Below are 13,124 nucleotides of genomic sequence, written 5' to 3'. Positions count from 1 at the left end.
CGATCCTAGTCCCGAAGCACGCAAGCCGCTTGCAGGAATTGCGGGCTCCTGCAAGCGGCTTGCGTGGCCGACGACGGCGCGTCGGCCGTGGATCAGGACGCTACGGCGACCCGATGCAGCTCGGACGCGAGCTGCTCGTCCACCCGACCGCGCAGGTGCGTACCGGCCGCCACGTGCTCGGACAGGTCGATGTCACCGTGCTCGTGCACGCGGTGCACCAGGTCTCCCCGCTCGTACGGGACCACGAGGTCGATCGCGATGCCCGGACGAGGCAGCTCGTCCGAGATGCGCGCGCGCAGCTCGGCGATCCCCTCACCCGAGTGCGCCGAGACGACGGCGGTGTGCCGCTCGCGCCGCTGGATGCGGCCGACGACCGTCGGGTCGGCGATGTCGGCCTTGTTCAGCACCACGATCTCGCGGACGTCCTCGAAGGCCGGGAGCTCGGACAGCACCTCGCGCACCGCCGCGATCTGCCCCTCCGGGTCCGGGTGGGACGCGTCGACCACGTGCAGCAGGATGTCGGCGTCGCCGACCTCCTCCAGCGTGGACCGGAACGCCTCGACGAGCTGGTGCGGCAGGTGCCGCACGAACCCGACCGTGTCCGTCAGCGTGTAGACGCGGCCGTCCTCGGTCTTGGTGCGCCGCACGGTCGGGTCCAGCGTCGCGAACAGCGCGTTCTCGACCAGCACGCCCGCGCCGGTGAGCGCGTTCAGCAGCGAGGACTTGCCGGCGTTGGTGTAGCCCGCGATGGCGACCGCCGGGATCGCGTTGCGCTTGCGGCTCAGCCGCTTGGTCTCGCGCGCCGGCTTCATCGCGTTGATCTCGCGCCGCAGCTTGGCCATGCGGTCGCGGATGCGCCGTCGGTCCAGCTCGATCTTGGTCTCACCGGGACCGCGCGAGCCCATGCCCGCGCCCGCGCCGCCCACCTGGCCACCGGCCTGGCGGGACATCGAGTCACCCCAGCCGCGCAGGCGCGGCAGGAGGTACTCCAGCTGCGCGAGCTCGACCTGCGCCTTGCCCTCACGGGACTTCGCGTGCTGCGCGAAGATGTCGAGGATCAGGGCCGTGCGGTCGACGACCTTGACCTTCACCACGTCCTCCAGCGCGCGGCGCTGGGACGGGGCGAGCTCGCCGTCGACGATCACGGTGTCGGCGCCCGTCGCCAGGACCACCTGGGCCAGCTCAAGGGCCTTGCCGGAACCCAGGTAGGTGCCCGGATCGGGCTTCTGCCGGCGCTGCAGCATGCCGTCCAGCACCTGGGAACCCGCCGTCTCGGCCAGTGCCGCGAGCTCACGCAGGGAGATCTCGGCGTCACGGGCGGCGTGCTCACCACCCGTGAACAGGCCGACCAGGACCACCTTCTCCAGCCGAAGCTGCCGGTACTCGACCTCGGTGACGTCCTCGAGCTCGGTCGACAGACCGGCCACGCGGCGCAGCGCGGTGCGCTCCTCAAGCTCCAGCTGGTCTCCGTCGGCCACGGTGTGCACCGTGTCGCCGTCGGCACGTGCGGTCCCCGCCCGAGCGAGAACCCGTGCCACGACATCGTTCGCGATCGCCTGGGCGTCTGCCTGGCCGGCGCGGAGTTCGGGCGTCTCCTCTGCGGGGAGCTCGGGCTCTGTCGGGGTGTGGGTCATGTACTACCTAACTCTCGATTGTTCTTACGTTCGTACAACAAGGATCCCACGGCCGAAAGTCCCACGGCTATGTCTTTCCGCCGGACTGCCGGTGGTGGCCGCGTTGCTCGACCTTGTCCGTCTTGGTTGTATCAACCACACGAACTGGCATCGAGCAAGGGGAACTCTGACGGGTCAGAAGTCCAGCCGCATCACCCGGCGCCGCTTCGTCGGGCGGCTGACCTCCGTCAGCCCCGCCGACGCGAACGGGCCGGGCGTGCCGACGTTGACCTCGCCCCAGGAGATGTCCTTTCCCGGGTCCGGGACGATCGGGTACCCCTCCACGGCGTCGGCACCCCGCTCCCGCGCATGCTCGACGGCGGCGGCCGCCAGCTCGTACATCAGGCCCTGCTTGCGGTAACCGGCGCGCACAGCGAAGCAGGTGATCGCCCAGACGCCGTCGTCGTCCTTGTCCTCGTGCCGGCCCGCCCACGGGACCTGGCTGCCGCGGTACCGGACGAACTCGGTGCGGGGCGCCACGGCCACCCACCCGGCGGGCTCACCGTCGATGTAGCCGATCAGGGCGCCCGACGTCGGCGCGACCCCGCCCGTATCGCTGCCCGCGGCCGGGTCGCCGTCGGCCACTGAGTCGTGGCCTGCCGCCGTGTCGGCATCCGGCCCCGCATCAAGCTGCTCCCGCAGGTGGTGGGCGCGCTCCTCGACCGGCATGTACCACCAGGCGCGATCACCGAGCCGGATGCGCTGGCACTGGCACTGATGGGCGCCGCCGCGCGTGCCGAACACGGTCTGCACGTCGTCCCACCGGTCCCCGGTGGCCTCAGCGATCTCCATGTCGGCAGGCTGGCACCGGTCGCGACGAGCGGCAAGCGCCTAGGATCGTGCGCGTGTCCACCGACCACTACTTCACCGCCCAGCCTGCCTCGGACGACGAGCGCCGCACCCGCATCGTCCACCTTGCCGGTCGCGCGCTGGAGGTCGAGGTGGCGTCCGGGGTCTTCTCCCCCGGCGGGGTCGACAAGGGCACCGCGGTGCTGCTGAACGAGGCGCCCGCACCCCCGCCGTCGGGCAATCTGCTCGACCTAGGGTGCGGCTGGGGGCCTATCACGATCCGCCTGGCGCTGGAGGCGCCCCACGCGACCGTGTGGGCGATCGACGTCAACGAGCGCGCGCTGGACCTGGTGCGCCGTAATGCCGAGCGGCTCGGTCTGGGCAATGTCCGCGCGGTCCTGCCCGACGACGTGCCGGACGGCCTGGAGTTCGACACGTGCTGGTCCAACCCGCCGATCCGAGTGGGCAAGCCCGCGCTGCACGAGCTCCTGACGCGCTGGCTCCCCAGGCTGGCGGACGACGCCGAGGCGTGGCTCGTGGTGCAGAAGAACCTGGGGTCGGACTCGCTCGCGCGCTGGATCACCGACACGCTGGGCCTGCCGGTCGAGCGGGAGACGACGTCGAACGGCTTCCGGGTCCTGCGCGTCACACGCTGACGCCCGTGTTTGGCGGCGCCTAGCGGGCAAGCCTCGGCGTGGCTGCGCCTAGCGGGCGAACTGACCCGAGTAGACCAGCTCCGCCGGGCCGGCCAGCTCGACGTTGCCGCTCGGCAGGACCCGCACCCGCACCTCGCCGCCCGGCACCTCGACGATCCACGTGTCAGGCGCGCCGTCGCCGGACGACCCGCCCTGCCAGGTGCGCACCGCGAGCGCCGCGGCGCAGGCCCCGGTGCCGCACGACGGCGTCTCGCCGACACCACGTTCGTGCACGCGCATGCGCAGGCGGCCGACGACGCCGTCCGGCCCCTCCTCCTCGCCGAGCGGCACCACGAGCTCGACGTTGGTACCGCGCGGCGGCACGGGCGCTACCTCGGGGGCGTGGAAGAGCTCGAGCCCCGCGAGCTCGTCCACGCTCGCGAGGGCGACGACGGTGTGTGGGTTGCCGAGGTCCACGCTCAGGGCCGGCCGGGGTGCGCTCCAGCCGTGGACGGCGACCGCGGCGTCGTACCCGTTCGCGACGGCGGGATCACCACCGGGCAGGAACCAGGGGCCCATGTCGACGGCGTACCAGCCGCCGGGTTCCTTGGTGACGCGCTTGACGCCGGCGCGCGTGCCGAGGCTGAGCGGGCCGACGGACAGGTCCGCGAGCCCCTCTTGCTCCGCGAACGCTGCGAAGACGCGCACGCCGTTGCCGCACATCTCGGCGACCGAGCCGTCGGCGTTGTGATAGTCCATGAACCACTCGGCGGTCGGGTCCTCGGCCAGGGCGTCCTGGGCGGCCTGCTCGCCCGCGCGCGCGAGCGCCGCCGTCGGGGCGAGCCGGATCACGCCGTCGCCGCCGATGCCGCTGCGGCGGTCGGCCAGCCGGCGCACGTCGTCCCGGCTGAGGTCGAGGACACCCTCCGGGTCCGCGATCAGCACGAAGTCGTTCTGGGTGCCGTGGCCCTTGGTGAAGGCGAGCGTGCCGGGAGTCGGGGTGGAGGGCACAGGGCTGGCCGCAGGCTGCGTCATGAACCCAGGCTACGGCGCACCGGATCGGTCCCCGCAACCGGCAGGGTCCCGGCATCGGCGTCGGACACGATCGCGAGGGCGTCCTCCAGCAGGTGCGGCGAGGCGGCGTCCAACCAGTGCACACGCGGGTCGCGGCCGAACCAGCCCATCTGCTTGCGGGCCAGCCGCCGCGTGTTCGCGGTGATCGCCTCGCGGGCCTCGCCCTCGGTGAGCTCGCCGCGCCACCAGGCGAGCACCTCGGCGTAGCCGACGGCGCGCGCGGCGGTGACCCCCAGGCCGGACCCGGTGCCGCCCTGCTCGGGGCTGGCCAGGGCGCGCACCTCGTCCACGAGGCCCGCGGCCCACATGCGGTCCACGCGGCCGGCGACTCGCGCGTCGAGCACCTCGCGTGGGCAGTCCAGCCCGATCTGTACCGCCGGCCGCACGTACTCCTGCCGCGGCAGGTTCGCGGTGTACGGCTGGCCGGTGAGCTCGATGACCTCCAGCGCGCGCACTATGCGGCGCGTGTTGTGCGGGCCGATGCTCTCCGCTGCCTGCGGGTCCAGGCCCGCGAGCTCGGCGTGCAGGGCGCGGCGGCCCTCCGCCTCGGCGCGTGCCTCCAGTCGCTCCCGGACCTCCGGGTCGGTGCCAGGGAAGTCCATGGCGTCCAGCAGGGCTCGCACGTACAGCCCCGACCCGCCGACGACGACGGCGCGCGCACCCCGGCCGGCGATCGTGTCCAGGTCGGCCCGCCCCGCCTCCTGGTAGCGCGCGACCGAGGCGTCCTGCGCGGGGTCCAGCACGTCGAGCTGGTGGTGCACGATCCCGCGCCGCTCGGCCGGCGGCACCTTGGCCGTGCCGACGTCCATGCCGCGGTAGAGCTGGAAGGCGTCGGCGTTGACGATCTCGGCGGGTGCCGTGCCGACTGCAGTGCCGGACGCGGCCAGCGCCTCGGCCAGGTCGAGCGCGAGGTCCGATTTTCCGGTGGCAGTAGGCCCCACGACGGCGACAACGATCACCCGGCCACTTTACGGGCCGACGCCGATGGCCTCACGACAGGGACGCCCGAGGCATCACAACAGGGTGGTCACCCGGTACTGCGCCGGCAGGTGTCCGTGCGACTGCTCGAAGACCTGGGCCTGCACGCCCCACGCGTCGGCGCCCGCCACGCGCAGAGCCGCCCGGATCCCGTCCGTCAGCGCGTCCGGGGCGGCGTCCGGGCTGCCGGGTGCTCCCCCGCCCGCGACGACCAGGCCGCGAGCGTCGCGGAGCAGTTCAGCCGGCCCGCCGCCCGACGGCGGGGCGTCGTCGGGCAAGGCGCCGTCGACCCAGTCCCAGTCCGGCGGCACCTCCAGCGTCTCGACGTCCGCGACCCGCTCGCCGAGCACGTCCGCGAGCGCCAGGAGCGCCACCGAGGCGCCGGTTCCCGCGGCCGGCAGGTCGTGCCACGCCCGGAGGCCGGGCAGCCAGCGGTCACTGATGCCCGAACCAGCCAGGGACGGCCGCAGCCGCCCCCACCTGAGCGCTGGCCCGTGGGCCAGGACCAGGGGTAGGTGACCGTCGGCGATCAGCCCGGCCAGCGCCGTGGCCACCGCCCGGCGGACGGTGCCCAGCGGGTCGGGCCTCAGGCCAGGGGTGAGCCCGGGGACGAGCAGCGGTGTCGCGGGCAGGATCAGGGCGCGCACTTCGCGAAACTAGCACCGCGTGCGGGCTCCAGCCGTTCGTGGCCGATTCCACCCCCTTTCTCCTACCTTCGACGCAGCGGATCGAGGGGTCTGGCGGGTACTGTGGGCTGGTGAGGTTTTTCGGGTCACGACGCCGGAACACGGCGGGCGACGGCGACCGCGCGGCCACCAGCCCGCAACAGCCCGAGCCCAAGGAACTCGACGACGACGAGCTGCGCGCACAGGTCGAGGGTGTGCTGCTGCGAGAGCTGACGGGCGGACTCGACGATCCCTCCTCGATCACCCGGCCCCTGACCCGCGACCGTGTCGTGGAGTGGCTGGGCGACAACGGGTTCAGCTACTTCGTGGACTCCGAGGGTGATGTCGGCGGCCTGTGGCACGGCTGGCTGTTCTACTTCCTGATGGTCGGCGAGAGCTCCGAGGTGCTCCAGGTGCGCGGGCAGTGGCACCGGGATCTCACTATCGAGCGGCTGGAGCAGATCCTCGAGCTCTGCAACGAGTGGAACGCCGAGCGCATCTGGCCCAAGACGTACGTCCGGGTCCGCGACAACGGTGCGGTGCTCGTCTACACCGAGGTCACCGTCGACCTGGAGCACGGCGTCACGGAGGACCAGCTGGACCAGCTGCTGCAGTGCGGGCTGACCACTGGCTCGATGTTCTTCGAGCACCTGGACGAGACGTTCCCCGATCCCCTGCGGTCCGCACCGTGAGCCCGGCCCGGAGTGGAGGCGGAGCAGGCCGCTGGCTCAAGCGGCTGCTCAACCCGCGCCCGCCGGCGGCCCGGCGCGGCTCCGGCATGCAGACCCGCACGATCGCCGACGTCCAGATCGAGAAGCCGCGACCGCTGAGCACCCAGCGGGTCGGTGACGACCTCTCGCGCCGCGGCTACCGGTTCCGCATCGACGACGACGGCGACGTCACCGGGACGTGGGACGGCAACCGGTTCTGGTTCCTGCTGCTCGGTGAGCACGACGAGATCCTGCAGGTGCGCGGCCGCTGGGCCGGTGCCCTGCCTGCGGCGTCCCGCCTGGCCGTGCTGCAGGCAGCGAACGACTGGAACCGCGAGCGCATCTGGCCCAAGGTCTATACGCGTGAGGAAAGCTCGGGCCTCGCCCTGTACGCCGAGGTGTCGGTGGACTTCGAGCACGGCGCCACCGAGGACCAGCTCGCCCAGACCGTGTCGTGCGGCCTGGTCACGGCCAGCCAGTTCTTCTCCACTGTTGCGTCGCTGGCGCCGCCGTCGGACGCCGACCCGGCAAACCCGGACGACACGACGAAGTAGCGTTACCTCGCGCGCAGGGTGGGCAGGCCCAGCGATACCGGGCCCGACGGCGCGGGCGTGCCGTGCGAGTGCTGGTCCTCTCCCCCGCCGAGCCGTGCCTTCTCGCGGGCGGCCCAGGCGTCGCCCGAGCGCGTGCGGCGCACGCGGAGCGGGCCCGCCGCAACCGGGTCGGCGATGAGATGGTGCGGCGCGGCCTTGGTGACGGTCACGGTCACCATGTCGCCGGGACGGGTCAGCCCGTCGGGCACGACGTCGGCCAGGCGGGGGTCGCTCAGGCTGACGGGCGCCTGCGTGAGGTCCGTGTCGGCGAGGTGCGTGCCCGAGCCGGCCGAGGCGTCGTCGGGCAGCGGGGGCAGACCGAAGTGCACCAGCCGGTTGTCCGCGGCACGACCCGACAGGCGGTGCCGCGCACCGTCCTTGCGACCGGAACCCTCGGCGACCAGCACCTCCAGGGTGCGGCCGACCTGTCGCTGCGCCTCCTCGGCGCCGACGCGCTCCTGCAGGGCGAGCAGACGCTCGAACCGCTCCTGCACTACCTCCTTGGGCAGCTGGTCCGCCATGGTCGCGGCGGGCGTACCGGGGCGCGGCGAGTACTGGAAGCTGAACGCCGAGCTGAACCGGGAGGCCTCGACCACACGTAGGGTCTCGGCGAAGTCCTCCTCGGTCTCGCCGGGGAAACCGACGATGATGTCGGTGGTGATCGAGGCATCAGGGATCACCGCGCGGACGCGGTCGAGGATGCCGAGGAACTTCTCCGAGCGGTAGGAGCGGCGCATCGCGCGCAGGATCCGGTCGGAGCCGGACTGCAGCGGCATGTGCAGCTGCGGCATCACGTTCTCCGTCTCGGCCATGGCGGCGATGACGTCGTCGGTGAACGCCGCCGGGTGCGGGGACGTGAACCGCACCCGCTCCAGCCCCTCGATCCGGCCGCACGCGCGCAGGAGCTTGGCGAACGCGCCGCGGTCACCGAACTCGACGCCGTAGCTGTTCACGTTCTGCCCCAGCAGCGTCACCTCGATCGCGCCGGCGGCCACCAGCGCCTCGACCTCGGCGAGGACCTCGCCCGGGCGCCGGTCGCGCTCCTTGCCGCGCAGGTGCGGCACTATGCAGAAGGTGCAGGTGTTGTTGCAGCCCACCGAGATGCTGACCCAGCCGGCGTAGACGGACTCGCGCCTGGTCGGCAGCGTGGACGGGAAGACCTGCAGCGACTCCGCGATCTCGACCTGCGCCGCCTCGTTGTGCCGGGCACGCTCCAGCAGCACCGGCAGGGCGTCGAGGTTGTGGGTGCCGAACACGACGTCGACCCACGGCGCCTTCGAGACGATGTCGCCCCGGTCCTTCTGGGCCAGGCAGCCGCCGACGGCGATCTGCATGCCCGGCCGGGCGGCCTTGATGCTCGCGAGCTGGCCGAGGTTCCCGTAGAGCTTGTTGGCCGCGTTCTCGCGCACGGCGCACGTGTTGATCACTACGACGTCGGCCGAGCTGGCCGCCTCATCCTGGCTCGACGCGCGGGTGTAGCCGGCCTGTTCGAGCATGCCCGCCATGTGCTCCGAGTCGTGCACGTTCATCTGGCAGCCCAGAGTGCGCACCAGGTAGGTGCGCGGCGGCAGCTCGGACACCTCGTCGCGGACGGCGGTACCGGTCGAGGTACTGGTCGACATTCCGGTCGAGGTGGCGGTCGCGGCGGCGTCGGGCAGGACTGGGGGCAGGACGGTCGTGGACATCCCCACGATCTTACGACCCCCGCCCTGCCGCACCGAACCGCGCCGAACCGTGAAGTTTCAGCCCCAAAGCGGGCATCTGTTACCGAAACGTTGTGCCCCGATGACCCGTCGACTTGGTCCTTGAAACATCGGATCGTTAGGTTCAAGGGATGGACCAGAGCACCTCGCCCACCGACCAACCGGTGGCCGACGAGATCGCGGACGCTCCGACGCCGGACCGTGCCCTCGGGGCGCCCCTCGTCGAGCTGACGCACGTGAACAAGCACTTCGGCGCGCTGCACGTCTTGCAGGACATCAACCTCACCGTCCGCAAGGGTGAAGTGCTGGTCGTGATCGGTCCGTCCGGCTCCGGCAAGTCCACGCTGTGCCGCGCGATCAACCGGCTCGAGACCATCGACGACGGCACCATCGCCGTCGACGGCAAGGAGCTGCCCGAGGAGGGCAAGGCCCTCGCCCAGCTGCGCGCCGAGGTCGGGATGGTCTTCCAGTCGTTCAACCTGTTCGCGCACAAGACCGTGCTCGACAACGTGACGCTCGGGCCGCGCAAGGTCCGCGGGCTGAACAAGAAGGACGCACAGGAGCAGGCCCGAAAGCTGCTCGACCGCGTGGGCGTCGGCAACCAGGCGGGCAAGATGCCCGCCCAGCTGTCCGGCGGCCAGCAGCAACGCGTGGCGATCGCACGAGCCCTGGCGATGCAGCCCAAGGTGATGCTCTTCGACGAACCGACGTCAGCCCTCGACCCCGAGATGGTCAACGAGGTGCTCGACGCCATGGTCGCGCTCGCTCAGGAGGGGATGACGATGATCGTCGTCACCCACGAGATGGGCTTCGCCCGCAAGGCCGCCGACCGGGTGGTCTTCATGGCGGACGGCCAGATCGTCGAAGAGGCTCCCCCCGAGGAGTTCTTCACGGCGCCCAAGAGCGACCGGGCCCGCGACTTCCTGTCCAAGATCCTGACCCACTGAACCTTTTCACCGACTGATCCCCACCCCCTCGGGGTCCAGTACCGGGCCCCGCACTACCGAAGGGCAATCATGCGTAAGCACACCATGGGCCTCCTGGCGATGGCGGCTGCCTCGACTCTCGCACTCTCCGCGTGCGGCAGCGCCGAGCCCGGCGCGCCGTCCGGCGAGGACACCGCTGCTGGCGGCGACACGATCCGCATCGGCATCAAGTACGACCAGCCGGGCCTCGGCCTGCAGGACGGCGACACGTTCACGGGCTTCGACACCGATGTCGCCCGCTACGTCGCGGGTGAGCTCGGGTACACCGAGGACCAGATCGAGTGGGTCGAGACCATCTCGGCCAACCGCGAGACGGCCCTGCAGAACGGCGACGTGGACATGATCTTCGCCACGTACTCGATCAACGACGAGCGCAAGGAGCTCATCGACTTCGCCGGCCCGTACTTCATCGCCGGCCAGGACCTGCTGGTCGCGGCCGACAACACCGACATCACCGGCCCGGAGACCCTGGAGGGCAAGAACCTCTGCTCGGTCACCGGATCGACGTCGGCGCAGAACATCAAGGACGACTACGCCGAGGGCGTGCAGCTCGTGGAGCGCGGCGGCTACGCCGAGTGCGCCACTGCCCTCGCCTCGGGCGCGGTCGACGCCGTCACCACTGACGACATCATCCTGGCCGGCCTGGCCGCGACCGAGGAGAACGCCGGCGAGTTCAAGGTTGTCGGCGCACCCTTCTCGGAGGAGCGTTACGGCGTGGGCCTGCCGCTGGGCAGCACGGAGCGGTGCGAAGAGGTCAACGCCGCGATCACGCAGATGATCGAGGACGGCACCTGGGAGGAGCTGGTGACCTCCAACACCGAGGGCACCGGCTACACGCCGAACGCCGACCTGAACCCGCCGACGGTCGACGCCTGCGCCTGACCCGCTGACCACCCCTGATCCAGCGTGCCCGACGCGGGACCGTCCGCCTCCCCTGGCTGGCTGCCGGTCCTGCGCCGGGCACGTCCGGTGTCGTCGGCTCCTGCCGAGACACCCTGACCACCCCTCCTGAAAGGTGACCGTGGACGACTTCTTCGCCGGGTTCGCCGAGCTCTTCGCGCGGTTCGACGTCCTGGGCGCGTTCTGGGTCAACATCCAGCTCACGTTCTGGGCCGCACTGCTGTCCCTGCTGCTCGGCTCCGTACTCGCGCTGATGCGCATCTCACCGATCGCATCGCTCCAGTGGGCCGGCACCGCCTACGTGACCATCTTCCGGAACACACCCCTGACGATCATCCTCACGTTCATGTACCTGGTGGTGTTCTCGCAGCTCGGGATCACGCTCTCGGACCAGCTCGACGTCACGTTCTTCTGGTTCGCGGTGATCGGGCTGTCCGTCTATCACGCCGCATTTGTCTGCGAGGCCATCCGGTCCGGCGTGAACACGGTGCCGGTGGGGCAGGCCGAGGCCGCGCGGGCCATCGGGCTCTCGTTTCTGCCCGCCGCGCGGCTGATCATCTTTCCGCAGGCGTTCCGCGGAGCCATCGCGCCGCTGGGCAACACGCTCATCGCGCTGCTGAAGAACTCGACCGTCGCTGCCGCCGCGTCGGTCGCCACCGAGACGTCGTCGCTGATGAGGACCATGATCGAGTTCCGACCCGACCTCATGGTCGCGATCTTCCTGACCTTCGCGGTGGGCTACGTGCTCCTCGTGATCCCGATCGGGCTGGCCACCACCTGGCTGTCCACCCGACTGGCGGTGCAGCGATGAGCGCCTCCATCCTGTTCGACATCCCGGGGCCCCGCGCCCGGGCCTTCTCCGTCGTCGGCAACACCGTCGCTGCACTGGCGGTGCTCGCCGGTCTCGGCTGGCTCGTCCTCGTCCTGAACGAGCGGGGCCAGTTCGAGTCGTCGCTCTGGCTGAACGCCGTGTCCGCCGAGGCCTGGCAGTACTACTACCTGCCGGGCCTGCAGAACACGCTGCGGTCAGCGCTGTTCGCCACGGTCGGCGCGGTCCTGTTCGGCATCCTCTTCGGCATGGGCCGGCTGTCGGCCAACCGGGCGGTCCGAGCGGTCTCGGGTGTGGTCGTGGAGTTCTTCCGCGCGGTGCCCGTGCTGCTGATGATGATCTTCTTCTACAGCTTCTTCTCGGCGCAGGCCCAGTGGATCGCCGACCGGCCGTTCGCCGCGGTGGTGCTGGCCCTCGTCCTGTACAACGGCTCCGTCATCGCGGAGCTGGTGCGGGCCGGCGTCGGGAACCTGCCGAAGGGGCAGGGCGAGGCAGGGCTGGCGATCGGTCTGACCCCCGGGCAGGTACTTCGCTCGATCCAGCTTCCGCAGGCCCTGGTCGCCATGCTGCCCGCGATGGTGTCGCAGCTCGTGGTGGTACTCAAGGACTCGGCGCTCGGTCAGTTCATCCTGTACTCCGAGCTGCTCCGGTCGGCCCAGATCCTCTCGGCCAACGAGCAGAACCCGCTGCAGGCGCTGATCATCGTGGCGGTCGTGTTCATCCTGATCAACTGGCTGCTCACTGTCGTGGCACACCGGCTGGCGCGGCTGCTGTCCAGCCGGACGGCGGCGCCCACGATCGAGGGCACCGGCATCGGGAACCCGACGGCGATCGCGACGGCGGCCGGCGGCCCCAACAGCATCTGAGCTGTGGCCCGGGTACGACCTAGGTGATCCCCGCGCCAGCGGGGATCACCTCAGTCCTCGGAGTAGGCCAGGTCGTCCGTGTCCTCGCCCTCCGCGGCCAGCGCGTCGCGGACCAGCTCGAACGCCAGGCCGGGCGCGTAGCCCTTCCGGGCGAGCGAGCCGACGGCGCGGCGCACCCGCACCTGGCGCTCCATGCTGCGCGTGCGGTGGATGAGCTTGATGGCCAGCTTCGCACCCGCGGCCCGCTCGTCGTCCGGGTCGAGCTGATCGAGCGCCTCGACGGCCGTGTCCTCGTCGATACCGCGGCGGCGTAGCTCCGCGGCAATGCCGCGCCGGGCAAGGCCCCGCTCGGAGTGCCGGGTGCGGACGATGGTGTCGGCGTAGGTCGCGTCGTCCACCAGGCCCACCTCGTCAAACCGGTCGAGGACCTGCACGACGATGTCCTCCGGGTAGCCCTTGCGGGCCAGCGACTGCTCCAGCTCGCGCCGGGACTTCTGCGCCGCAGACAGGGTCCTCAGGACTACCTCGCGGGCCTTCTCGACGGCGTCGTCCCGGGTGATCTCGCCGGCTTCCAGACGCTCCCCGACCGTGCGCCGGGGGGTGCGATCCTTGCCGTTCGAATAGCCTCGACCCTTGCCGCCCGGGCGGCCGAAACCGCTCACGCGGCTGCCCTCCCGAGTGGCCGGACGGCCCCGACGCTTCCCCACGCCGGGACCATCCGCT

General features: G+C 71.3%; 14 protein-coding genes. 7 read left to right on the top strand and 7 right to left on the bottom strand.

Annotation, left to right across the window (positions count from 1 at the left end; translation table 11 throughout):
* Positions 1–92 precede the first annotated feature (92 nt).
* Positions 93–1,634, bottom strand: coding sequence for a GTPase HflX (gene hflX / locus AB1046_RS01285; protein ID WP_369371973.1), 1,542 nt, complete (start codon positions 1,632–1,634; stop codon positions 93–95).
* Between the two features lie 174 nt (positions 1,635–1,808).
* Entirely contained in the window at positions 1,809–2,465 is a 657-nt protein-coding gene (locus AB1046_RS01280; RefSeq protein ID WP_369371972.1) for a GNAT family N-acetyltransferase, read from the bottom strand.
* A gap of 53 nt (positions 2,466–2,518) precedes the next feature.
* Between AB1046_RS01280 and AB1046_RS01275 the strand changes: the two genes are divergently transcribed.
* Positions 2,519–3,118 carry a class I SAM-dependent methyltransferase gene (locus AB1046_RS01275; protein WP_369371971.1) on the top strand — a complete coding sequence of 200 codons (600 nt, stop codon included), beginning with the start codon at positions 2,519–2,521 and terminating at the stop codon, positions 3,116–3,118.
* A 48-nt stretch (positions 3,119–3,166) separates the two neighbouring features.
* Here the strand turns inward: AB1046_RS01275 and dapF are convergent, their stop codons facing one another.
* The 3 genes from dapF to AB1046_RS01260 are packed head-to-tail and all read right to left on the bottom strand — an operon-like array spanning position 3,167 to position 5,796.
* Positions 3,167–4,132 (bottom strand): diaminopimelate epimerase, encoded by a 966-nt coding sequence (gene dapF, locus AB1046_RS01270; protein WP_369371969.1) that lies wholly within the window; start codon positions 4,130–4,132, stop codon positions 3,167–3,169.
* Positions 4,129–5,130 (bottom strand): tRNA (adenosine(37)-N6)-dimethylallyltransferase MiaA, encoded by a 1,002-nt coding sequence (gene miaA, locus AB1046_RS01265; protein ID WP_369371968.1) that lies wholly within the window; start codon positions 5,128–5,130, stop codon positions 4,129–4,131. The genes dapF and miaA overlap by 4 nt, the downstream gene beginning before the upstream one ends.
* Before the next feature lie 54 nt (positions 5,131–5,184).
* Entirely contained in the window at positions 5,185–5,796 is a 612-nt protein-coding gene (locus AB1046_RS01260) for a hypothetical protein (RefSeq protein WP_369371967.1), read from the bottom strand.
* A gap of 110 nt (positions 5,797–5,906) precedes the next feature.
* On the opposite strand from AB1046_RS01260, the gene AB1046_RS01255 reads away from it, so the two are divergent.
* Both AB1046_RS01255 and AB1046_RS01250 read left to right on the top strand, forming a co-directional pair.
* Complete coding sequence (locus AB1046_RS01255; RefSeq protein ID WP_369371966.1) at positions 5,907–6,506, top strand: YbjN domain-containing protein; 600 nt, start codon at positions 5,907–5,909, stop codon at positions 6,504–6,506.
* Positions 6,503–7,078, top strand: coding sequence for a YbjN domain-containing protein (locus AB1046_RS01250; RefSeq protein ID WP_369371965.1), 576 nt, complete (start codon positions 6,503–6,505; stop codon positions 7,076–7,078). The genes AB1046_RS01255 and AB1046_RS01250 overlap by 4 nt, the downstream gene beginning before the upstream one ends.
* Before the next feature lie 2 nt (positions 7,079–7,080).
* On the opposite strand, the gene miaB is transcribed toward AB1046_RS01250, so the two are convergent.
* On the bottom strand, positions 7,081–8,739 hold the full coding sequence (gene miaB, locus AB1046_RS01245; protein WP_369375537.1) for a tRNA (N6-isopentenyl adenosine(37)-C2)-methylthiotransferase MiaB: 1,659 nt from the start codon (positions 8,737–8,739) through the stop codon (positions 7,081–7,083).
* Positions 8,740–8,951: 212 nt separating this feature from the next.
* Between miaB and AB1046_RS01240 the strand changes: the two genes are divergently transcribed.
* The 4 genes from AB1046_RS01240 (at position 8,952) to AB1046_RS01225 (ending at position 12,401) form a co-directional block, all read left to right on the top strand.
* Positions 8,952–9,767: an amino acid ABC transporter ATP-binding protein gene (locus AB1046_RS01240; RefSeq protein WP_369371964.1), complete on the top strand. Its 816-nt coding sequence runs from the start codon at positions 8,952–8,954 to the stop codon at positions 9,765–9,767.
* Positions 9,768–9,836: 69 nt separating this feature from the next.
* Positions 9,837–10,688 carry a glutamate ABC transporter substrate-binding protein gene (locus AB1046_RS01235; protein ID WP_369371963.1) on the top strand — a complete coding sequence of 284 codons (852 nt, stop codon included), beginning with the start codon at positions 9,837–9,839 and terminating at the stop codon, positions 10,686–10,688.
* A gap of 139 nt (positions 10,689–10,827) precedes the next feature.
* Positions 10,828–11,517, top strand: coding sequence for an ABC transporter permease subunit (locus AB1046_RS01230; RefSeq protein WP_369371962.1), 690 nt, complete (start codon positions 10,828–10,830; stop codon positions 11,515–11,517).
* Positions 11,514–12,401 (top strand): amino acid ABC transporter permease, encoded by an 888-nt coding sequence (locus tag AB1046_RS01225; protein ID WP_369371961.1) that lies wholly within the window; start codon positions 11,514–11,516, stop codon positions 12,399–12,401. The genes AB1046_RS01230 and AB1046_RS01225 overlap by 4 nt, the downstream gene beginning before the upstream one ends.
* 50 nt (positions 12,402–12,451) lie before the next feature.
* Here the strand turns inward: AB1046_RS01225 and AB1046_RS01220 are convergent, their stop codons facing one another.
* Complete coding sequence (locus AB1046_RS01220) at positions 12,452–13,063, bottom strand: regulatory protein RecX (protein WP_369371960.1); 612 nt, start codon at positions 13,061–13,063, stop codon at positions 12,452–12,454.
* Between the last annotated feature and the right edge of the window lie 61 nt (positions 13,064–13,124).

It is taken from the genome of Promicromonospora sp. Populi (genome assembly GCF_041081105.1).
Lineage (GTDB): Bacteria > Actinomycetota > Actinomycetes > Actinomycetales > Cellulomonadaceae > Promicromonospora.
The sequence above is the reverse complement of the archived record's forward strand: the minus strand, read 5'-3'. Positions and strand labels throughout refer to the sequence as shown.